This window comes from Sphingobacterium ginsenosidimutans, from assembly GCF_039536865.1.
In the GTDB taxonomy this organism is placed as follows: domain Bacteria; phylum Bacteroidota; class Bacteroidia; order Sphingobacteriales; family Sphingobacteriaceae; genus Sphingobacterium; species Sphingobacterium detergens.
The window spans coordinates 135407-159954 of record NZ_BAAAZK010000002.1 but is presented as its reverse complement, the minus strand read 5'-3'; the positions used below and the strand labels follow the sequence as shown (position 1 = coordinate 159954).

At 40.8% G+C, this 24548-nt stretch carries 13 protein-coding genes and 1 tRNA gene; 12 read left to right on the top strand and 2 right to left on the bottom strand.

The features are described from left to right. Positions 1-424 precede the first annotated feature (424 nt). The 9 genes from ABFX33_RS00605 to ABFX33_RS00565 all read left to right on the top strand — a co-directional run bounded on the left by ABFX33_RS00605 (position 425) and on the right by ABFX33_RS00565 (position 19566). The gene (locus tag ABFX33_RS00605; protein ID WP_346083590.1) at positions 425-3409 is read left to right on the top strand and encodes a SusC/RagA family TonB-linked outer membrane protein; all 2985 of its coding nucleotides are present in this window, start codon (positions 425-427) and stop codon (positions 3407-3409) included. 42 nt (positions 3410-3451) lie between these two features. Next, positions 3452-5023, top strand: coding sequence for a RagB/SusD family nutrient uptake outer membrane protein (locus tag ABFX33_RS00600; RefSeq protein WP_346083588.1), 1572 nt, complete (start codon positions 3452-3454; stop codon positions 5021-5023). Between the two features lie 361 nt (positions 5024-5384). Continuing rightward, positions 5385-5912, top strand: a complete 528-nt coding sequence (locus tag ABFX33_RS00595) for an RNA polymerase sigma factor (RefSeq protein ID WP_257092282.1) — start codon at positions 5385-5387, stop codon at positions 5910-5912. A 64-nt stretch (positions 5913-5976) separates the two neighbouring features. Further along, positions 5977-7011 carry a FecR family protein gene (locus ABFX33_RS00590; protein WP_346083586.1) on the top strand — a complete coding sequence of 345 codons (1035 nt, stop codon included), beginning with the start codon at positions 5977-5979 and terminating at the stop codon, positions 7009-7011. Positions 7012-7015: 4 nt separating this feature from the next. Continuing rightward, positions 7016-10114, top strand: coding sequence for a SusC/RagA family TonB-linked outer membrane protein (locus ABFX33_RS00585; protein ID WP_346083585.1), 3099 nt, complete (start codon positions 7016-7018; stop codon positions 10112-10114). 27 nt (positions 10115-10141) lie between these two features. Further along, entirely contained in the window at positions 10142-11704 is a 1563-nt protein-coding gene (locus ABFX33_RS00580) for a RagB/SusD family nutrient uptake outer membrane protein (RefSeq protein WP_346083584.1), read from the top strand. Between the two features lie 30 nt (positions 11705-11734). Continuing rightward, positions 11735-13216, top strand: a complete 1482-nt coding sequence (locus ABFX33_RS00575) for an aryl-sulfate sulfotransferase (RefSeq protein ID WP_346083583.1) — start codon at positions 11735-11737, stop codon at positions 13214-13216. 136 nt (positions 13217-13352) lie between these two features. After that, a complete protein-coding gene (locus ABFX33_RS00570) occupies positions 13353-16361 on the top strand; it encodes a glycoside hydrolase domain-containing protein (RefSeq protein ID WP_346083581.1) in 3009 nt (1002 codons plus the stop codon). A gap of 142 nt (positions 16362-16503) precedes the next feature. Then, the gene (locus tag ABFX33_RS00565; RefSeq protein WP_346083580.1) at positions 16504-19566 is read left to right on the top strand and encodes a DUF5107 domain-containing protein; all 3063 of its coding nucleotides are present in this window, start codon (positions 16504-16506) and stop codon (positions 19564-19566) included. A gap of 224 nt (positions 19567-19790) precedes the next feature. On the opposite strand, the gene ABFX33_RS00560 is transcribed toward ABFX33_RS00565, so the two are convergent. Both ABFX33_RS00560 and ABFX33_RS00555 read right to left on the bottom strand, forming a co-directional pair. Next, positions 19791-19864, bottom strand: a tRNA-Pro gene (locus tag ABFX33_RS00560). A 244-nt stretch (positions 19865-20108) separates the two neighbouring features. After that, positions 20109-20672, bottom strand: a complete 564-nt coding sequence (locus ABFX33_RS00555; RefSeq protein WP_257092262.1) for a porin family protein — start codon at positions 20670-20672, stop codon at positions 20109-20111. Between the two features lie 452 nt (positions 20673-21124). Here ABFX33_RS00555 and ABFX33_RS00550 point away from each other — a divergent pair, with 452 nt between their 5' ends. The 3 genes from ABFX33_RS00550 to ABFX33_RS00540 are packed head-to-tail and all read left to right on the top strand — an operon-like array spanning position 21125 to position 24511. Beyond that, entirely contained in the window at positions 21125-21658 is a 534-nt protein-coding gene (locus tag ABFX33_RS00550) for an RNA polymerase sigma-70 factor (RefSeq protein WP_346083578.1), read from the top strand. Next, positions 21655-22782, top strand: coding sequence for a FecR family protein (locus tag ABFX33_RS00545; protein WP_346083576.1), 1128 nt, complete (start codon positions 21655-21657; stop codon positions 22780-22782). Before ABFX33_RS00550 ends, ABFX33_RS00545 begins: the two co-directional genes overlap by 4 nt. Before the next feature lies 1 nt (position 22783). Then, complete coding sequence (locus ABFX33_RS00540; RefSeq protein WP_346083575.1) at positions 22784-24511, top strand: peptidase associated/transthyretin-like domain-containing protein; 1728 nt, start codon at positions 22784-22786, stop codon at positions 24509-24511. The last annotated feature ends 37 nt before the right edge of the window (positions 24512-24548 follow it).

The following is a 24548-nucleotide window of genomic DNA, read 5'->3' as shown; positions in this document are numbered from 1 at the left end:
AAAATAGTCAATAAAAAAGAAAAAAAAGAGTTTTGCTGATACACTGTGATATAAAATTGAGACGCTATGATTGGGGTTGCAGTAAAGATTTTCTCATTTTTATGGAACGATAATAACCAAATATAAACGTATGTCTTGCCCTAAAATTATGACAGTGAAAACCTGTAATCTTATTTTTCAGCGAGTTTCTTCTCAATGTTTAGCGTTGACGATGCTATATTTCAATGTCTTAACTTTTTGCACTGTTTCTAATTTGGTTTCTCTCGAAGTATGTTGTTTTAAGAAGGTCAGTTGTCGCTATTTGACGGGTGCCTAATGAAGCACGAAATTTTTGATTGCGATAGATTTTGAAATCACTTAACATTATTTGAACAGGACAAAGTTCAACATAATATAATCAATTAAACCACCAATTTAGAAGCGTATGAAAAACAAACTACTTGCGCAATGTGTAATGATGCCAGCATTACTGCTTACAACCTTTTTTGCGGTAGCCCAGACTAGGGTGCTGAAAGGAAAGGTCGTGGATGAGACCCAAAGTCCATTGACTGGTGCTACCATTAAAGTAAAAGGGAGTACTACAGCAACAACCACCGATGCTGACGGTGGATTTTCAATAAATATCAGTACTGATGCGAAATCACTTGAGGTATCCTATATTGGCTATGCAACCAAGGACGTGCCAATTGCAGGCAACGACATGACCATTGCACTTGAACCGGGCTCCAATCAGGGGTTGGATGAAGTGGTTGTTATTGGTTACGGTACTGCTCGCAAAAGAGACCTGACGGGATCTATGGTAACGATTGGTGCCAAGAATTTTAATAAAGGTATAATGACGAGCCCTGATCAATTGATTCAGGGAAAAACTCCTGGTGTAATGGTTATTAACAACACGGGGCAGCCGGGTGGATCAACCACAGTACGTATCCGTGGTAACTCATCGATCCGGGCGAGCAACAATCCGTTATTTGTACTTGATGGGGTGCCAATGTCAGGTAACTCACCATTGCCGGAGGGTAGGGGCGGATTTTCCTCGGATAGAGGGAACCCATTGACTTACCTGAATCCAGGTGATATTGCAAGCATGGATATCTTGAAAGATGCTTCCGCTACAGCAATCTATGGGTCACGTGGAGCAAATGGAGTTGTTATCATCACAACGAAAAAAGGAAAAGTCGGACCGCCGGAAATTTCTGTTGGTGCATCAGCGGGGGTATCTACGATGCGTGAATATCCAGATGTGCTAAATGCGTCGCGCTTTAGAGAAGCGTTAAATTATTATACGCCTTCTGAAGTAGCAAATTCTGACTTTGGCGGTAATGAAGATGCTTTTAAAGCAATTACAAGAAAAGCAATTACCCAAAATTACTATGCAGATGTAGCCGGGGGTACTGAGCACGGGAAATATCGTTTATCGGGTGGATATCTAAACCAAAATGGTATTATCCGTGGATCCCAATTGAAGAAATATACAGCAAATTTTAGCGGTAATTTTCGCTTTTTGGAAAACAAAAGATTAGGACTTGACTTTGCTGTGTTTTTAACTCAAATGGATAACAAATATGCGCCAATCAACGCAACTGTCGGGTCAGAAGGTAATGTAATCTCCCAGGCGCTACAATGGAATCCAACAAGACCATTGCGCGATGATAAAGGCAATTTAACCTTTGTTAGTTCAACCACGCGTAATCCATTGACCAGTATCGAAGCGTTCAAGGACGTAGCAACGACAAACACCATGGTGGTCAATTTGGCGCCTTACTATAAAATTACGGATGATTTAGAATACCGATTTATCTATAGCGCCATGCGACAAACCGGTAACCGTGAGGGTATGTATAGAGCCGGGTTAATTGATCCATCGGCAGTGAATAATGAGCAAGCATTTATCTCTAATAATGGCGAGACAAATTTGCAGATGACACATATGCTTTCTTACAACAAACAAATCAACGACGACTGGAGTGTAAACGCTGTTGCTGGTTATGAGTATTTGGATTATAATTACAACAACAACATCTCATTCGGTGGTGGATTTAAGTATATGGGATTAGATTACTTTGATTATTTGCAATACTCGACAGTTTCAACCCGGGAAATAGCTTCTTACAGAAGTCCGACCAATCAATTGCAGTCATTTTTCTTACGCGGTGGATTTAATTATTTGGATCGCTATTTATTTACAGCGACAGCGCGACGAGATGGGTCAACTAAATTTGGTGCTAATAACAAATATGCAATGTTCCCATCCCTTGCGATCGCTTGGAATGTGGCGCAGGAAGATTTTTTGAAATCCAGCGGAATTTTTGATCAGTTGAAAGTTAGAATAGGATGGGGAAAAACAGGGAATCAAGAATTCCCTTCAGGTGCCTCCTTGAATAGATTTACGTTCGGCAATCAAAGTGTAGGTAGAGCCAACTTTCAAAATAGAGACTTAAAATGGGAAACCTCTACAACCCTCAATGCTGGTATTGATTTCTCTGTATTAAAAGGACGTTTGTACGGCTCAATAGACTATTTTAATAAGAAAACTACGGATGCTTTATTTGAACAAACATTAGCACAGGATGGCCCTGCTGGACGTATCTGGGTAAATTTGGATGGTGAAATTGTCAATAAAGGGGTAGAGATTGCATTGACAGGTACAATTGTGAAAAATGACAACTGGACTTGGGATTTGACCGGTAATGCTACATTCCTAAAAAATAGTGTGAGTGGTTTGGTCGGTTATTATGAAACTGGTGCATTGAGAGGACAAGGTTTCTCAGGTGTATTGGGACAGCGCATGGTCAATGGACAACCATTAAATGTATGGTATTTGGCCGATTATCAGGGTATTGATCCGCAGACAGGGACAAGTATGTATCGTGGTCACGACGGGAGCATCAATACAACGAATGACCCCGCTAGTAATAAATTCTATATGAATAGTCCTAATCCTACTACTTTGCTAGGTATTTCGACCAATGTTAGCTATAAGCAATTTTCTTTGGCGGCCAATATGAATGGTGCACTTGGGCATTACCTGTTCAATAACACTGCCGCGACAACTTTAGGCATCAGTAATTTGTCTTCCCGTAATATTGGCTCGGCTTTCTTTAATACATCTGTTAAAGAATCCACATCGAATTCAGCGTCAGCCTCAACACGTTATCTGGAAAAAGGAGATTATTTAAAAATGGCTAATTTGACATTGAGCTATAAGGTGGGCAACGTAGGGAAAACACTTAAAAATTTAAATGTTTCCCTCACCGGACAAAACCTCTTTATCATAACTAAATATACAGGCTTCGATCCGGAGGTTAATACCGACGGTTCCAATAATGGTATCCCATCATTGGGTATCGAGTATTTGCCTTATCCTCCAGCCAGAAATATTCTATTGGGGGTGAACTTCTCACTATAAGTATATTGTTAAATGTCATTGGATAACAAAAATATAAGACAGATGAAATTAAGAACTTTATTATATATCGGAATAATCGGTTCAGTTGTTACAAGTACGTTCTCTTGTACAAAACTGAAGGAAGAATTTAGAGGCGAACTGGAGGAGGGAACATCGGCTATAGATCCGGGGGCGCTCTTAGTGACTGCTTATAATTCTTTGAATACGCCTTATCAACAGGAGCAACGTTGGGTGATGCAGGAAATATCGACGGATGCGGCGATGGCCCCTACGCGTGGTGGCGATTGGGATGATAACGGAATGCACCGGGCAATCCATCTTCATACCTGGAATGCAGATAATGGTTATATGAATAATACTTTTGTCAGTTTGGGTACTGCAGTTTACAACGCAGGTGTTGTTGTGCGTAGCAATCCAAATGCACAGCAGGCTGCAGAAGCAAGATTTATCCGCGCTTTGGCTATGTTTGATCTCTTGGATCTCTATGGAGTAGTGCCTTTCCGACAGGGCCCTTCACTAGAAGATTTTAAAATAGCGCCAGATGTATTACAGCCGCAGGCAGCCATTGATTTTATGGTAAAAGAACTCAACGAAATCTTAAGTAGTTTGCCCGCAAATGGGCCAAGAGCGGCTTATGTAGCAAATAGGAATGCCGCAAGAACATTATTGATGAAAATCTACTTGAATAAGGGTGCATTTTTAACTAGGCAAACGCCAACTTTTGCGGCAGAGGACATGAATAAAGTGGTTACTTTAGCCAAAGAAATCACCGCAAGTGGAGCATATACGGTATCTGCAAAAGGAAAGTATTTTGATAATTTTGCCCCGGATAATGATGAAAAATCAACCGAGAATATCTATACCTTATTCAATAAAAATGGGGAAAGAGGTGGTAATGTGGATCGAACCTGGAATACAGTTGCTCATTACAACATGAATCCAGGAGGATGGAATGGCTGGTGTACACTCTCGGATTACTATGATAAATTTGGAGCAGCAGATGAGCGTAGAGGCATTTACTATGATTATCCAGCAGATACTACCTCAAATAGAACCAAGAAATTCCAACGTCAGAATGTAGGTTTTTTTGCGGGACAGCAATATAATTGGAGTACCAATAAGCCGCTAATGGCTCGAAACCCTTCGACAGCCCCGTTATCATTCACACGTGAAGTAACAATCAGAACTTCCGGGGCCACATTGGAAACCGCAGGTATCCGCCCAATGAAGTATGCATTTGACTATGCGGTGACTGGACAACGGAATAACGATTGGGTTGTGTTTCGTTACTCTGATGTGCTATTAATGCAAGCCGAAGCTGTGTTAAGAGGTGGGACGGGTTCTGCTTCAGAAGCGCTAGATTTAGTCAATAAAATTCGTACCAATCGTGGCGTTACTAACTTCACGACCTTGACGCTCGATAATCTATTAGATGAGCGTGCACGTGAATTGTATTGGGAAGGTTGGCGGAGACAAGATCTGATTCGATTCGGTAAGTTCTTATTAGCATGGCAAGAAAAGGCCGCAGATCCAGATCCAAAAACCTTGATTTATCCAATTCCTAGCCAACAGATTGCGGTAAACCCTAACCTGAAACAAAATCCAGGTTATTAATAAAAATTGCTTTAGCTGCGATGTTTACCGTAACTAAAGCAGTTCTGAGAGCGTATCGAAAGTCTTTAGATGATAAGGGACACCTTATCATCTAAAGACTTTTTTCTTTGGCTGAATTGGATTGTAGGCAGTACAGAATTGCTCGACAAGTTATTTCTTTGAAGTTTTTTGATGTGACTTCTTGAAGATGAAAATATTATCTTGTTTTTTTGATAAAAAATAGTCACTTTAGTTGTGGATAACTAGCCAAAAAAGATTGGTAGCTTGATGGACGAAACTTAAGAATCTATCAGGGGCCGAGTTCCGATGTGATGATTGTGAACAGTGATCGCAAGGAAGCAAGACCATCTAAATGTAGAATATGATTAATGACATCCTACAGCGTGCACCGACTGACGAAAAAGAATTTTTTCTAGTCTATCGTTATTGGTATAGAAAATTATATTATTTTTTATACCACAAAACGCAGTGTTCGGATCTTGCTGAAGATGTTGTCCAACAAACATTTCTGATCGTTTGGGAACGTAAAAATGGGGCGGATCAGCGGGTGCTATTCAGTACACAGCTTTTTCAAATTGCGCGTACCAAGTTGATCGACGAACTTCGCAGACAGGCCTTAAACCGAAAATACGTAGATTTTGAGAAACCTTTTGTGCTGAGCCAGTATGAAGATATGGAAAGACGGATCGCCTACAAAGATGAGTTGGAATATGTCAAAGGGCTGATTGCGCAAATGCCCTTTATGAGGCAGCAGGTCTTTTATCTACATAAGTTTGAAGAGTTGAGTTACAAAGAAATTGCTGTCAAATTATCCATTTCGCCTAAGACCGTAGAGAACCACATCAGCATCGGTTTAAAATTCATTAAAAAATTTTTCAAATTGCTTTAGGGGATAAGGTAACCTTTATTCGTATAACAGTTAAATACCTGCTCGCAACTGGGTAGCAACTGTTATGAATCGTAAGCAATTATTAAATAAATTCCTGGCAAATCAATGCTCAGCGGAAGAGGCTAAACTTGTCTTCTCCTGGCTTAATGAGAACCCGAAATTATTGGATGATCTGATCTCGGAGGATGATTGGACCTCTTATATTGCACAGGAGAAAAATGTTAAGCGTAGGAACGGCAATATTTCAAAGATATTTACTGTTTTTGTCGTCTTTGGCTTGCTGTTTTTTTGCTCAAATCTGTTTGAGGAACGGCATGGTCAAATTGCACAAGACATCATCAGGAAGACCTATTATAATCCGTTATCTCGGCCCAAAGAAATTATTACGGACGATGAATCTCATCTTATTCTTGCACCGGGGGCATTGGTGCAGGTCAGAATAAAATCAAATCTTGATTTCAGATATGTAAAGGTATTGGAGGGAAAAGTTCAATTTGAAGTAGCAAAAGATCCATCTAAGCCTTTTATTGTGGAGAGTGACCAATTGACAACAACCGCACTCGGAACACAATTTATTGTAAACTACACAAGCCGCTCTAAAGACGTCCTTGTACAGTTGCTGGAAGGGAAGGTACGTGTGGCACATATCATGCAAAGTGCAGCGCAGGTAAAAATCCTGAAACCTGGACAGCAAATTCACTTCTCAGCAGCTTCGCAAATGGTTCTTTCCGACTTCGGAAACACTAGTAAAGGAACTGACCGTTTAGTTAATTTCTTACCACGGCTTATAAGTACAGCGAAAGAAAAAGAATATAGTTACCCAATGACGATTCATCAATCGACAAACTGGTTGGAAATGGAAGAAACTTCCCTGTCAGAAATTATCCAATATATCAATCATGAACTAGATATGCCCGTATCGTATGACTCGCTACTGGTCAGGAATTATCGTTTAAAAGGACGTTTCCGAAGGAATGCGACAATGGATTTACAGGATAAAACACAATTGGCTGAATCCATTCTACAATTGATTGTTGAAGTAAATCCGTTTAAGTTGGAAAAACAACAGAACACATATATACTCAAACCTAAAAAATAGAATTATGGTAAAACTCAACTTAACCAAGAAACCATTTTTTGTTTTGCTGCTGCTGACACTGATGTCCTTTCAATGTCTGGCTGGAACGATCAATGGTATTGTCAAGAATGCTGCCGGACAGCGTTTAGCTGGGGTCAGTATTATATTGAAAAATGCGGGAAGCAATTTTTCGACGAGCAGTTCTAGTGCGTCAGACGGGAGCTTTCGTTTTGCGGAAGTCCCCAATGCCAAAGGTTATGAATTGACCTTTTCCTATGTAGGTTATCAGACTTATGTAGAAAAAGATGTACAAGTGTCAGTTTCGGGTGCGACAACCCTTTCTATTATCCTGGAGGATCAGGTCAACCAATTGGAAGATGTAGTGGTGATCGGCTATGGTAAGCAGAAAAAAAGTGATCTGACGGGGGCCATTGCTTCGCTTTCGAGCAATGAACTAACAAAAGGTGGTGCCGTGAGTAATGTCGGGCAAGCATTGCAAGGAAAAGCTTCAGGAGTAGTAGTAACACAAAACTCGAAAGCTCCCGGAGGGAGTACATCTATTCGGATTCGAGGAACAAATTCCATCAGTGGAAGTAATGATCCATTATATGTTATTGATGGTTTCCCGACAAATAATGGGATCAATATCAACCCAGATGATATCGCCTCTATGGACATTCTCAAAGATGCATCAGCAACAGCGATCTATGGATCCAGGGGTGCAAACGGTGTTATCATCATTACGACGAAACGAGGTAAAACAGATCAAAATAATATTACTTATAGTGGTTATGTGGGGACGCAAAATCCGATTAATCCCTTCACTTTTTTGGATGGCAAGCAATATATGAATCTGGCTAATGCATTGTATAAAGAAATTAAGGGGCGAGAAAATCAGGAATATGCAGTATACACAAAATCACAGCTTGAGTCGGATGTCAATACCGATTGGATAAAAGAGACGATGCGCAATAGCATTTTGCAGAATCATAACCTACAGTTTTCGGGAGGTGGCGAGAAAACAAAAGTATTGACAAGCCTAGGCTATTTTGATCAAAAAGGGGTTCTGAAGACAACGGATTTTAATCGGGTATCGGGGCGTATCAATGTGGATCAAAAAGTTAACGATTTTATTCGAGCTGGTGCAACTTTGTCTGCCCAACGAGAGAAATCCAATATGCAGGTATATGATGGAAATATTTTGAATTCCAATGTATTGTATAGCATCCTGACTTATGATCCTACGGTTCCAGTGTATAACGCTGATGGTAGCTTTGGAAGGCCTCCAGGCGGACAAGGTGATAATCCATTGGCCAACTTAATTTCTCGAATCAACGACGTGCAACGCGACAAATTAAACGGAAATATCTTCGTCGAAGTCAATCCGATCAAAGAATTGACATTACGTATGAATGCTGGGACAGAGATCACCCATGATCAATTAGGCAGCTATCTGACCAGAGATTCTTATCAAGGGGGTATCGACGATGGGGTTGCTAGTCAGGCTGACTATAATGAAACACATAATCTTATTGATTTTTATGCGACATACGCAAAAGTATTTAACGAAAAGCATAGCTTGAATGTGATGGGTGGTTATTCGTACGAAAAATATGTGCGTAACAATAAGGGCATAAACGTCAAAGGATTTTCGACTGATTTATTAGAGTACAATAATGTAGGGATGGCCTCAAGTATTACTGGTGTGAATTCTGCAAAATCTGAGAATCTTGTGATCTCTTTCTTTGGCCGTGTAAATTATGCTTATAACGATAAATACCTGTTGACGGCGACCTTAAGGCGGGACGGCTCTTCACGTTTCAGCCCCAATCACCGTTGGGGAACTTTTCCTTCGGCGGCCTTTGCCTGGAAAATTAATAACGAAGACTTTATGAAAGAACAACAGTTGTTTTCAGATTTAAAGTTTAGATTGGGCTACGGTCAAACCGGAAATGACCGCGTGGCGGACTACGCTTCCTATGGTTTAATGGATAATGGACACTATACTTTTGATGGTGTCAATAATGCGGGTGGTGTAAAGCAAAATCCGAATTACCCCGAAAACGATAAACTAAAATGGGAATCCACCACGCAGTATAATGTAGGTGTTGATTTTTCATTCTTTAAAAATAGATTGGCATTTACCTTGGATGCTTACTATAAGAAGACAAACGATCTCTTAATAAGAAGTATACTACCATACTACACTGGATATAGTTCTGGACAGCGCAATCTGGGCACGATGAATAATAAAGGATTGGAATTTTCGGTAACCAGCAAGAATATGACGGGTGAATTTACCTGGGAAACAAAATTAAACTTAGCTATGAACCGCAATAAAGTTTCCAGTCTCGGTGGTGAACCCGATCAACTATTGACTTCTTCAAAACCAATGGGCAATGTCTCGGAGGAGGCTTATTCCGTGATCCGTGTGGGTGAATCATTAGGATCGTTGTTTGGTTATAAATATCTTGGTGTAATTCAACAAGGGGAGAAGTATGCTCCTCAACCTAACGCAGATCCCGGTGATCCGAAATTTGCGGATGTCAATGGTGACGGCACGATCAACTCAGCTGACCGTACAATCATTGGTCGGGGATATCCGAAATTGAATTTTGGTATGACCAATACATTTACCTATAAACATTTCGATCTAACTGCGTTTGTCTATGGGAATATAGGAAACGATATGCTCAATATGACGCGTATGAATCTCGAATGGCAACGGAGTACAGAAGCGTTAAATCGATGGACACCGACCAATACCAACACGGATATTCCAAGAAATGGATTTTATTATATGAGTTATGGCGGATATATCAATGATCATTTTGTTGAAAATGCATCTTTCTTACGCTTACGGAACTTGACATTGGGTTATACCGTTCCATTGAAAACGAAAGCAATTCAATCCATCCGTGTGTACGGCATGGCGGAAAACTTATTTACAATCAGTAATTACTCCGGTTGGGATCCAGAGGTGGATACCAAAGGTTATGAAAATGATGCCTTGGTAAAGAATAGGTCCGGAAATAACCAGAGTGCTAATGCCGGTGTGGGATTGGACTTCAATTCCTATCCTTCAATGCGTTCATTTACTTTTGGCGTTAGTGCCACATTTTAATATGTAACACCCAAAATTCTATACGACATGAACAAGATTAAAACGAATATAAAATATATGCTGGGAATAGCTGGACTAGCCTCTATTCTTACGGGAAGTTTGCAAAGTTGCACCAAGCTCGAACCAAAGTTATATAGCGATCTAACAACTAAAAACGCCTATTCAACAGAAAGCGATATTAATGCAGCCTTAACAGGTATATATACAAGTTTGTCACCTTATCCCGGTGATGCTTATTTATATTATGCGGGATATCTGGTAATGATTACAGATTACGCGACTGACATAGGCTTTTCTACGGCAGCTGGAGACCCTACACGGATGAGTAATTTTACATACGATGACAATAACCGATATTTTAAGTTCAACTACCAAAATATGTATCAGGTTATCAGTAATGCGAATATGCTGATTGACCGTATTGAAAATGTAACGATTTCTGAGGGGCGAAAAAAGGAAATTATTGCACAGGCGAGATTTCTGCGCGCTTTATCCTATATGGATCTAACAGATGCTTGGGGGCCTGTGCCACTAATTACTACGGTTAAAAATCCTACAGAGAGCTACAATGAGCCCTTGGCTCCCGTTGAAAAAATCGACGCACAGATTGCAGAAGATTGTCAATATGCAATGGATAACCTTCCGGAAAAATGGGCCGCCGAAATTGGACGTGCGACAAAAGGTGCCGCGCTTACACTGATGGGCAAGATGTATATGCGTTCACATAACTATGAAAAGGCAAAGGTTTATATTGATCAGGTACTGGCGCTGCGGACCAAAGGGATATATAAATTAAACCCTGACTTTAAGAAAGAATGGTCTGATGACAATAAGGTGGATATGGGCTTGATCTTTGGAGTTCTACATGAACCTACATTAAATGGAGGCGAGATTACAAATCACTTTGGTCCAACCGATAATCCAGAAGTACCGGATAGATGGCAATATTACGGTGTATCATTGGATTTTTGGCGGAAGTATAGTGATCTCGATCCGCGGAAAAAATTCTTCTATTACAATTACGAGGGTAAAGCGGCACGTGATAAAAATACGAAACATGGATTTTTTTACATGTTACCAGCAAAAGGGCAGACAACGCCTCCTAGTGATACAGTGAAGTTTTTGCAAAATGTCGCTACAAAAAAATACTCCTACGATATGGTCAACAACTCCTATCTTGATGGACGTACCATACAAGTATTTCGTTTAGCGGATGTGATTTTGTGTAAAGCGGAAATTGAAAATGCATTGAAAGGACCCGCAGCTGCATTGCCTTACATCAATGAAGTTCGCAAACGGGCTGGTGCACCAGCTTACGGTGATCATCCAGACTTTCCAGTACCGACAAGTAAGGAACAGATGATCGATGCATTGGTGGATGAACGTGGTTTTGAACTGGTATTCGAGTATAAAAGACGCCAAGACTTGATCCGATTGGGACGGTATGAAAAAGTGAGTAATGCCTATCTTAAAGGTCGCGGATTGAGGGAGAATGTTACTGAAGCAATGCGGTATTTTCCTTATCCATTGGAAGAGGCCCGTTTACATCAGGAAATGACTGCAGCAAATCCATCGCGATTGCCTAAATAATAATAAGACGGAATAAAAAAATTTGTGCAGATGAAATTCTTCAAAGCAATTATCGTATTAACGGCCATAGTGGCTGCCTCTGCCGGTTACTATTATTACAGCAATCAGGTAGAAATCGAAACGATTGAACTCACATCACCCAATAACCTGCCCCTTGATGAGGATATTCATGTACGTCTGAACAAAGCGGCGGATGCCTATGTCGAATATTGGAAAGAGGATGGTGGGCAGGTCCATCAAACCGTTGTGTCGAAATCGTCACTGAATCATAACTTTCATCTCTTGACGCTGGAACCTAATAGCAGTTACAAATTTCGGGTGGTCATCGATCAAGTAATCCCCGTCAAATCCAGTGAACAGTCTTTTAAGACAAGACCCCAATCGCCATGGATGGTGCATGATTGGATCAAAGCCGACCACCCTCATGATGAAAAAGCACTGGGGAATGGCTTGATATTATTATGCTATCGTGGTTATCCCGGTTATATGGCTATGGTCGATGGGAAAGGAACGATCAGATGGTATTGGCAAGATGAGAAATTGGGCGTGCGCCTAGCTTCATTAACACCAAGGGGAACAATTTTAGCCTTACTGGCTCCTGCAAGTAAAGATGAGTTCAATAAACCCAACCAACCGAGTAAGAAATCAACCAATGCGAGTTATTATCTGCGTAGCGGAAGGATCGGATTTGTAGGTGGAACTGTATTGGTGGAGATTGATCTGACAGGGAAGGAAATTACCCGAATCGATCTGGATAAAAAGGGGATCGTCATGCATCACGATGTACAGATGGATAAGCAAAATAATATCGTTGGTATCGTCAGGGACTTTAGAATAGATGATAGACCCGGTCATCCAAAAGATACGCTCTGGGGAGACGCTATAATGACTATGGATACCAAAGGCAATGTGTTGAAAAAATGGTCCCCCTGGAAAAAATGGGATATTCAGAACGATAAAAAATTGGATAGCCTAAAACATGACCGATTCCACTTTAATACCATTTCCTTTGACAGGGACAGCAATTACCTCACTTCTTCACCAATTGAAAATCAAGTTTGGAAAATTGATGCGAAATCAGGCGATATCCTCTGGAAACTAGGAAAGGACGGTGATTTTAAATTGAATGAAAAAGACTTGTTCTATTTTCAGCATGCACCGCATATCACCAAAACTGGTGAACTGCTTCTGTTTGACAATGGTGATTTTTCCCCTCGCGATAGTACAACGGCCAATAAACAGTCCCGTGCCATCGCCTTCAACCTTGACCAAAAGAACAAAACGGCAACATTGGCTTATGCGGCACCTATTCCTAAAAAACAATTTACAGCAAGAATGGGAAGTGCTTATGAATTGGAGAATGGCAATCTGCTGCAAACAAGCTCAAAGACAGGATCGGTGCTCATAACAGATAAAAAAGGTAAAGTACACTGGGAGTTAAATGCCTATTTTATACCTTATCGTGCCCTGTATGTCCCCGAAGAAATTTGGAATAAATATCGAAAAAACTAATGCATAAAAAAGTATAAGATCATCTTGAGCAGAATGTGGTATACCGCAGGTATACCACATTCTGCTCAAGATGACTTTAATGGCAATTAATAACTATTTACGTGTACTGGTTTTTTGCGTACACCTAACACCTTGTATGATGAAGAAAAGAACAGCCTATAGTAAGCTGGCAACAATCCTTGCCGTATCATTATTCGTAAACACTGTCCATGCACAGCTTGCTTATCCGCCTGAAAAGCAAAAATGGGATGCGGATCAACTTGGTAATCACCGTGCGGTTCTCAAGATAAACACAGATCAAAAAGAGGTTCAAGCTGTTATTCCTTGGCGTAACCGATGGGTTGAGGCCAATCAAGAGGTCATAATTGTTGATAGTGCAAGTAATCAACAGCTATCGTCGATTAATTATCTCTGGATGAATACGGAATCAGGAGGCTTACGTTTTCGTCCGACTTCAGGCAAGGGAATATATTATGTTTATTATTTACCTTATAAAATGGGTGGACGTAGCCGAAATTATCCGGATGCGATCTACTTGAAAAATTCGACGCCAGCACCGGCTCAAGCTGCAAAAAATGGCGCTATTAGTTCCAAAGGTATCACTGTTGAACGGTTTGAAGCGGTAGATCAGTATAATAGCAATGATCCGATGGAAGTGCTGGCTACTAAAGCGGAGATCAAAAGCTTCTTGAACAGCAACGCAAAAGAAGATTATTTTGTTTTTCCCGAAAGACGGGAGTCTCCCATCAAAATGGAAAATAACCTTCCACAACTGTGGGTGAAGAAAACTAAGGTTCCGAATCAACTGGAGGGAAAAGCGCAAAAAGGGGAATACTATACTTTTCAATTGGGATTGTGGTCGCCGAAGCGAGATCTTCAAACAGTTCAGGTATCATTTTCGGATTTTAAGTCTAGCGATGGGACAATTATTGCTGCCAATAACTTGAACTGTTTAAATACGCAAGGCACGGCTTATACAGGAGAGGCGATGCATTTGACGGTGAATGTACCTGCGAACAAGATACAAGCCCTTTGGTGTGGCATGCAAGTGCCGGAAAATATTCCGGGGGGGACTTATGTCGGCACAGCCACCGTAAAAGCGAATAATGCTACAGCCAAGAAGGTCAAGCTCGTATTTCATGTGACGGACAATGCCAGTGGACTGGCAAGTGTTGACCAACCCTGGAAAATGACTCGATTGCCCTGGCTGAATTCAACGCTGGCGCAAAAGAATACTGTCATTGCACCCTATACGCCAATTGCTTTGACAGCTGATTCAACCTTACAGCTCTTGGGACGTGAAGTTAAGTTGAGCGCAACTGGTCTGCCCAAACAGATCAGTACATTTTTTACGCCGGAAATGACATCGATCTCCACAAAGCCAAATATATTGTTGTATGAACCTGTACATTTTCATTTCTATCGTGCTTCAGACGGAAAAGAAATACAGCTACAAGCTGCAGGTGTTCAATTTAAAGAGAAAAATGAAGGGGAGTATCGTTGGATAGCGAAAAATGAATCCGCTGACCTGACAATGGAAGTGGAGGGGAAACTAGAATTTGATGGTTATCTACATTATGTCGTTAAACTAACAGCATTAAATGATATCACTTTAAAAGATATCAATATGCATATTCCGGTCATGCCTGACAAAGCAAACTATTTTATGGGGCTAGGACAGAAGGGCGGAAATCGACCGGAACAGCTTTCATGGAAATGGGATGTCGCAAATAAGAATCAAGACGGTGGCTGGATTGGTGCTGTAAATGCAGGACTTCAGTTTTCACTGCGTGACGAGCATTATTCGCGACCACTTAACACAAACTTCTATCTTCAAAAACCATTGGTGCTACCAACCTCCTGGGGTAATGAGAATAAAGGTGGAATAGATATCGGTCTCAAGGGCAAATCGGTTTTGGTCAATAGCTATAGTGGTGAACGTCATCTTAAAAAAGGAGCAGTACTTTATTATAATTTTAATCTATTAATTACACCATTCCATCCCATAAATACGGAAGCACAATGGAATGAACGCTATTATCACGCTTATAAACCGGTGGATTCGGTCGTGGCAAGCGGATCCAATGTTATTAATATCCATCATGCTAATGTGATCAATCCCTATATCAATTATCCATTTATCGCGACCAAAGAGATGAAGCAATATATTGATCAGGCACATCATGCAGGGTTAAAAGTGAAGATCTACAATACGGTACGTGAGGTTTCCAACAGAGTGTACGAGCTCTATCCTTTGCGGAGCCTAGGCACGGAGGTATTTTCACCTGGAAAAGGTGGCGGTTATTCTTGGTTGCAGGAACATGTGGGGAACAATTACATTGCCGCTTGGTATGTGCCCGAATTTAAAGATGCTGCCCTTATCAACAGTGGTATGAATAGATGGCACAACTATTATGTGGAGGGTATGAACTGGCTGGTAGATCATATCGGTATCGATGGGATCTATCTGGATGATGTTGCTTTTGATCGGGTAACAATGAAGCGCATCAAACGAGTGTTGACCAAAAATGGGAAATCCGGTCTGATTGATTTACATTCGGCGAATCAATATAATAAAAGTGATGGCTTTAACAATAGTGCAAATCTCTATCTCGAGCATTTTCCTTATATCAATAGATTATGGTTTGGAGAATATTTTGATTATGAAAATAACCAACCTGATTTCTTCTTAACAGAAGTAAGTGGGATCCCTTTTGGATTGATGGGCGAAATGCTTCAGGATGGCGGTAATCCGTGGCGCGGAATGATCTATGGGATGACTAATCGGATGCCTTACCAAAAACTGACACCGAAGGACTTATGGAAGACTTGGGACAATTTTGGTATCAAAGGAAGCAATATGATTGGCTACTGGTCACCAAACATTCCGGTAAAGACAGATAACGAGAAGGTATTGACAACAGTTTATAGCAGACCTGGAAAAGCGATGGTCGCTATGGCTAGCTGGGCCGATACAGATGTTGATGTACGACTAGTTATTGATTGGGATAAACTAGGTATTGATCCGAAAAAGGCGAAACTGTCGATTCCAACAATAGCCAATTTTCAGTCGGGTACAGTATATAAATATGGAGATAAGATTTCTATTGCTAAGAATAAAGGAATCATTCTGCTCATAGAATAATAGACGTAGTCAGTATATAGCGTGGAGCTATTTTAGGTTCCGTGGGGGGTGAGCGCCGGGGAATGTTGTTATTGTCGAAATTGCTGGAAGTTATAGGAAAACTTTTGGTAGCTAGTGAATTAATGAATAAATACATATTTCAATGAAAAAATGGATAGTGATATTATTGTTGGGGAGTTGTGCCCTCACGGTATTGGCACAGCAGCCCGCAAGGATTTCTGAAGTAAAAAAGCGTTATACGACATACCCGTTTTCGGATCCAGACCCGATCGCTTCAGCACAGAAACTTTATCCTTATTTTCGATTTGACGGTTTTACAAATACTGCCATTGAAAAGGAATGGAAGACCGTGATCTTGGAAAATGACTATATCCGGGTTCAGGTTATGCCCGAAATAGGAGGCAAGATCTGGTCTGCCTATGATAAAGTAGGAAAGCGGGATTATATCTATAACAATGGGGTTGTGAAATTTAGAGACATTGCGATGCGGGGACCTTGGACAAGCGGTGGTATTGAAGCGAATTATGGAATTATTGGTCATACCCCCAATACATCTACTCCCGTGGATTATCTGTTACAAGAGCATGCCGATGGCAGCGTTAGTTGCTTTATCCATGCTTTTGATCTTTTGAGCCGTAGCAACTGGACTATGGAAGTTCGCTTAGAAAAAGATAAAGGTTATTTCTCCACGCGTTCTTTCTGGTCCAATAGCAATGCCGTCGAACAACCTTACTATACCTGGATGAATCTAGGAGTGGCGGCTGGCGAGGATTTGAAGTTTTTGTATCCAGGGAATAAGTACATCGGTCATGATGGGGATGCACATCCATGGCCCATTGACGATAAAGGACGTGATCTATCCAATTATCGAGAAAATGCATTCGGCAGTTCGAAATCTTACCACGTCCTTGGGGCACATAGTAAGGCCTTTGGGGTATATTATAAAGATCGCGATAATGGTATGGCGCGATATGCCCTGCGTGAAGATAAATTGGGTAAGAAAATATTTCTGTGGTCACAAGCGGGCGATGGTCAGATCTGGGAGAAGCTGCTGACAGATCAGAGCGGTCAATATGTGGAGATTCAAAGTGGTCGACTATTCAATCAAAATGTGCCGTCAAGTAGTTTAACCCCATTCAAACAAATCGGATTTGCCCCCTATCAGAGTGATGCATGGACGGAGTATTGGATGCCATTTGCAGGAATAGGCGAACCGAAAGGTTTTCAATTATCAGCGGCACTACAGGTGAAGCAAGAAGCAAAAAAGCTACTGTTGACCGTCGATCCCAAACGAACGCTACAGGACAGTATCTTTGCACTCGACAGTAATGGGATGATGCTGGGGGCAAACTATCTGTCCGCGCAAGTGGGGGAAGTAAAACACATTGCTTTGGAACTAAAGAGTGAAGATGTTCCCTCTTATCTTAAAATAGGGAAAGATTATTTTGATTTAAGACAGAATGAACTTGCTGCCGCTTTGAATCGACCTACTGAATCAAGCAGTGGAACGACAGTCGATAGCAATCAAACCAAATTATTTGAAGTACGGGATTTGCTCCGCTTTAGGCAATACGGTCTAGCGGAAGACTTGTTAAACAGGTTGACGGAAAAGCAAGTTTCCAAATTGGATTTCTTGTTGGAAAAGGTCAAACTTGCTTGGTTCAGAATGGATTATAGGCAATGTTATGACTATGCAGGTCAGGCGCTAGCGATTGATACATACCATGCTCCCGCTAATTATTACTATGGTCTGGCTGCGATTAAGTTGGGGAAGAAACATGATGCTTTGGACGGATTTGAAGTTGCATCGTTAGATCCTACATGGCGCAGTGCTGCTTATCTACAGCTTGCCAAGTACCACTACCGGATTAAGCAGGATGAGCCTGCGCTTGCCTATACCGAAAAAGCGATACTGGCAAACGCCTTAAATATAGATGCCCTACAATTGCAGCTGCTTATTCAGAAGCGAAAAGGAATAACGTTGGATACGGCTTTGTGTCGCCGCATTGCTCAATACGATCCTTTCAATGCTTTTATTCAATTTGAAGAGAAAAATGAAGTGTTATCAAGGCAGGAATTCGCTTCGGAAAAATGCTTTGAACTGGCTATTTGGTATGCCGATCTACACGAATATAAACGAGCGTCTACCCTACTTAATAAAAATAAACCGCATACAGAGATGTTATTGTGGTTGGCTTGGCTGACCAAAGATGAACCGATGGTGAGCCAAGGCTACCTAACACGTGCCGCAGCAAGCAACCCTGCCTTTGTGTTTCCTTTTCGAGAAGAGAGCGCACCGGTGTTTGAATGGGCCGGAGAACAGCTCAAAAACTGGAAAGTAGCTTATTTGAAGGCCCTACTTTATCGTTTCCGAAATCAAGGCGAAAAAGCAAAGCAACTATTAGCTGCCGTGACGACTGAACCTTCGGATTTTGGGGCTTACTTTGCCCTGAAATCCAGTCTTGAGGAAGATAAACAGATCGATATGTCTATTACAGCTATGCGACAAGCGGTAACCACGGAGCCGAATGAATGGCGATATGGCCTTCGTTTAGTTGAATTATTAAATAAAGGAAAACAGTATGACCAGGCGCTCCAGGTCAGTACAAAGTATCGCGACGCATTTCCAAAGAACTATATACTGACCTTGGCACATGTGCGGACTTTGTTGTTGAATAAAGAATATCAACGCGCTGAAGCTGAATTGCAAAAGATCGAAATACTTCCTTTTGAAGGGGCAACCGAAGGACATAACTACTATGTACAAACCAAATTAATGCTGGCTTATCAATACCTGCAGCAAAAAAAGTATAAGGAAGCAAACCTGAAGGTGGAAGAGTCTAGAGCTTGGCCATCTCAACTCGGTGTAGGTGAGCCGTATCCGGATGAAAAAAACGAAATTCTGGCAGATTGGCTGGCAGCATATCTGCAAAAGAAAATTGGGAATAGTACCGGTGAAACAAATCTTCTACAGCAGATAAGCCAACGCAAGCAGTCCAAAAATAGGTACGAATCGCTACTTCAACAGGCGGCTATACAGCAATTAGCAAATAAGGGAGTTACGGGCGGCTGCGGGAAAGCTGCCCCCTTAATAGACCAATCAAATGCAAACTTTTTTGATCAGATACAAAAAGATAATTTAACAGTGTATTGGCCGGAGTTGATCCGACGAATCTATTTTGAACAAGATCAACGTATGTTTTAACTTTGATAAAGTCGATAATGAGTTGTTGTTCTATTCGGTCGATCAGAAGGAGTTATACCATCGGTCATGCTATAGGGTCGGATTTTTGATCGCTTTATACTGAATCCGGATGGAGGTAATATTACCAACCGGTCTTCCGTCGTTTTAATGAACAATAGAACAATGTGTTATAAAAACAAAGCCCATACTTAATTTTAACAGTTAAGTATGGGCTTTATTTTTTGTCGGGATGGCCGGATTTGAACCGACGACCTCCAGCACCCCATGCTGGCGCGATACCGGGCTACGCTACATCCCGAATTATTCCAATATAGATCTGAGGATCCTAAACTTGTTTTTTCAGGAATAATTTTTGGTGGTGCTAAAATAATAATTATTGACAAAAAATAAAATCTAAATAAAAAAAAGGATGTCCAAATAAATGGTCGGACATCCTTTTTTTTATTCGTATCCTCCTGTGCACTTTTTTCAAAAAGTCCATTCTCAGAGTACTTTTGTTATGGTATCAACTTCTTTTGAAACTGTTTTTTGAGAAATTGCAGTTAGAATTTATACCCAACCATAATGCCGACCGTTTTGTTTTTGGCATCCAAAGTTTTGTCCACACTTGTGAATCCATGGCTGTAGTAAGCGTCTACTGTAAAGCAACTGACGTCAATACCGATTCCTGCTCTTCCATCAAGAGAGAATTTCTTATAATCTGTAGCTGCGCTGGATTTGACCGTCTTTAGATCATAATTTAATTGTGGCCCCAATAGGCCCCGAAGGCTGAAATCACCATTTTGCAAAAATGTATAACCGACTTGGAGTGGAAGATTGATCTGATAGAATTTAGGCGTCTTTTGTGTGTTTTCAAAAGTATATTCTTTTCGCAATAGACTAGCTCCAATGCCCGGTTGGAAGAAGATACGATCTCCAATCCGTGCAAATGCTGCAACAGAAACACCTACTTTGCCGTTATTGTCTTTAACGGATTTATTGCCAAATGACGTCATGTGATAGTTGCTCCCTATTTGTATGCCATAGGTAACTTCCTGTGCTTTTAATGTACCTGTTACTCCTAATAATGTCAATGCCACTAAGGCCGCTTTGATTGTTGTTTTCATCTGTGATACTATTTTTTTGTTATCTAGTTTTTCGTGTTCTTTTATTCTATGACAACGGAAAATCAGTATACCCTTAGAAAAAAAACATTTTTCTATTTTTAGATAATTAACTTTAGTTCCAATCTTACATAGCTGATAGCACATTGTCATCATTTAATTCGACTGGATGTACATCTCGTAGGATCAACTCGAGTATACAGAGAGGATAATAGCAGTTTATACTGAAGAATTATGTTCTCGGAATATATGGAGGATAGGGGAACGATCGTACATATTGATCGATGACCTCAGGTATAGAAATAGCGTGTAATGGTTTTTAATAACTGGTTATTAGTAAGTTGATGGAGGGCTATTATCAGTGAGAAAAAAAAGTAAAAAATAAATAAGGGTAATGACTACTTGTGTTGTCTTAGTATAAAGTAGATTGTTTAATCAAATGGTAGATTTGGCCAATGTCGGAAAATAAAGAAAAGAATTTCGAGCAGCTTTTTCGAGCGCATTACAAGGAATTGCATCGTTATGCTTTTAGATACTTGGGGGATAGTGATGGTGCTGAGGAAGTCGTACAGCAAGTATTTCTGAGGTTATGGGAGAAAGATTGGGAAGAGCAGATTCATACTTCGCTGAAAGCTTACCTCTATCGTGCTATCTATAATGAGAGCATGAATGTTCTCAAAAAGGAACAACGTAAGTTCAAATATCAGTCTTATGAACAACATAGACAGGAATGGGAGCCTGCGGTGGATGAAAGCAGTAAGGACCTGGATAAAAAACTGCAGGTAGCTCTGGCTGAACTGCCCGAAAAAAGCAGGACGGTGTTTGAGCTGAGCCGCTTTCAGGAGATGAAATACAAGGACATTGCAACAACATTGGATCTTTCGATAAAAACAGTCGAAGGGCATATGAGCAAGGTCCTGCGTCATCTACGTGTTGAGCTTATGGATTATTTAACATTGATTATTTTCTATCTTATCTATATGCTATGAATAAGGAATTACTGGAAAGATATATCGTTGGGGAAACTAACGAAGCAGAGAATAATCTGGTACAACGCTGGTTGGAGGAAGATCCTGACAATAAAGCGGAATACCTAAAAGTGAAAAATGTATTTCTATCTTATCTATATGCTATGAATAAGGAATTGCTAGAAAGACATATGGTCGGGGAAACGAATGAAGCTGAGCGTATGATCGTAGAGGAATGGTTGGAAAAAGACGCTAATAATAGGGAGGCATATTTGCAAATGAAAAAATTATGGGATAGTCTACCTAAACCCCTGGAGGTTCCAGAAGTGGATGTGGATAAGGCTTGGATGGATTTTAAAGTTGTTCGGGACAGGAGAGCATCGGAACTTACTGAAATCCCCAACAGGAAAACAAAACTGATTCAATGGAATTGGTGGGCTGCGGCGAGTATTTTGTTGCTATGCATGGTGGGATTCTATGTATTTGACCGTTCACAGCGAAAAGAAATGCATCTTGCCAGCCAAGACACAATACTTCAAGATTCGCTACCCGACGGGTCTATGGTGACACTCAACAAAAATACTGAGCTAGCGTACTCAAGCACCTGGAGCAATAAAAACAGAAATGTGGAATTGAAAACAGGAGAGGTGTTTTTTCAGGTGCAAAAAGATAAAAAGCATCCTTTTGTGATAGCAACAGGTAATACGAAGATCACAGTACTGGGGACAAGTTTTAATGTGCGTCGCATTCCCAATGCAACGGAGGTCATCGTCGCCACAGGATTGGTTAAAGTGGCTTATGCAGATAAAGAGATTTTCCTGCGACCAGATCAGATGCTGACGATCAGAGATGCAGATACCATGAAAGTTGAAAAGAAACCCGTTCAGGATAAATTCTACAAATACTATGTAGATCGTGAGTTTAATTTTGAAAATACACCTTTAAAGAGGGTTGCTGAGGTACTTAGTCATGCATATGATTATAAGGTTATGATCGACGATCCTGCTCTTGAAAAAATACCGTATACTGCCGAATTTAAACAAAATAGTTTGGCAGAAATACTCAAGGTGATGGCAAAGAGCTTGGACTTAAAGATTGAGGTCCGGGACAAAGAAATCCACTTAACAAGTAATAAAAAGCAATAACATGTTTTCGAAACAAAATCGTACAGATAGCATCATGATACTATTTTTTATAAAGCGAATCAGGTTTTATATCCTATTCTTTCTGCTATGCTCCTTTCATTGGGGGCTAGCGCAGCAAAAGCTCGCTGCTGAAATTCAAATGCCTGCTTTCTCTAAAGCAACGGTTGGCGAAGTCTTTCAGCTACTAAAGGAACGGCAAGATGTGCTGTTTTCCTTCAATGGAAATATCTTACAGATGGATAGTGTCATTTACCCAAGGGCTTTTAAGGGAAATTTATATGATTATCTCGATGGGATTTTGGGTAAGGAGTATAGCTTTAAAGAATTAGGGAAACATATCATTGTTCAATATACACCACAACGGATGTCGGTTGATTTTGAGGTACAGACCCCAAGGAAAGACAAGATTGTGATCACAGGGTATATCAAAAATATCCGAACCAATAATCCGATATCCAATGCCAGTATTTTTGACCGAAGCGCTTTACTATCTACGTTGACAGACAAAAATGGTTATTTTGAATTGGATGTCAAGAAAAAAAGCAATCTGATCGCAGTGAATGTAAGTAAGGAGATGTTTCGGGATACCAGTGTAATGGTTATTTTTCCTATTGAAGCAAAAATAGGAGATAAAAAGAAACGTGAATACGGTTATTTCGAAGGCTATGAAGAAGATCATGGCCTTTATAAGTCTTTTTTTGGCCGGATATTCCTGTCTCCTGCCCAACAGATCCAGAGCCTGAATCTAGGTGGTATGTTCTTGTATAGTCCCTATCAAATATCTATGACACCGGGACTAAGTTCACACGGCTTTATTCGGTCACAGATTGTCAATAAGTTTTCATTAAATATTATCGGCGGTGCAACCGCCGGAGTGAAGGGCGTTGAGCTCGGGGGGGTATTCAATATCAACCAATATAATATGCAGGGATTTCAGGTGGCAGGGGTATTTAATACTGTTGGCGGCAATGTAAGTGGAGTACAGTTAGCGGGGGTAGGCAATCGGGTTTTTGGAACCGTTAAGGGTGTCCAGATTGGGGGGGTATTGAATAAGGCTGATACGGTACGGGGTGTACAGATCGCTGGTGTTGCTAATACCGCAACGGAAGCTGCGGGAACAACCCAATTAGCCGGTGTATTGAACAATAGCAGTGGAGATGTGGGCATCCAAATAGCGGGTATTGCAAATAAGGCAAAAAAAGTAAAGGGGTTTCAGCTCGCAGGAATAGTTAATATTGCCGATAGTAGTGATTACCCGATCGGTCTGTTAAATCTAATTAAAAACGGAGAAAAAAATCTGTCGTTGGCCATAGACGAGGATAGCTATCTTTCATTGCAGTTTCGTTCCGGAGGTCGGGTACTCTATAGTGTCTTATCTATTGGTACGGCTCTTGGCAACGATGGTCCTGCGAAATATACCTTTGAAGCAGGATTGGGTGCTGTACTGTTGAATAAGTCCAAGTTTGCACTCCGCGCGGAAATTACCACACGTAACCATTTAACGGAAAAATTTAAATCATTGGACAATCACCAATCTTCCTTTCGTGTGATCCCAGCATATAAATTGACCGATGCGTTATCGATATTTGTGGCGCCAAGTTTCAATTATGCTGAGCGGGATGAAGATGCTGTATCAGGCGGTGGTACCCAATGGAAAGCTTGGGGAAGAGACCGTACGAGAAACACGTTTTATGGTGGTGGAACAGCGGGGTTAATGTTAAAATTATAAAACTAAAACTATTTGGGTTGTGCAACTGTTATATAAA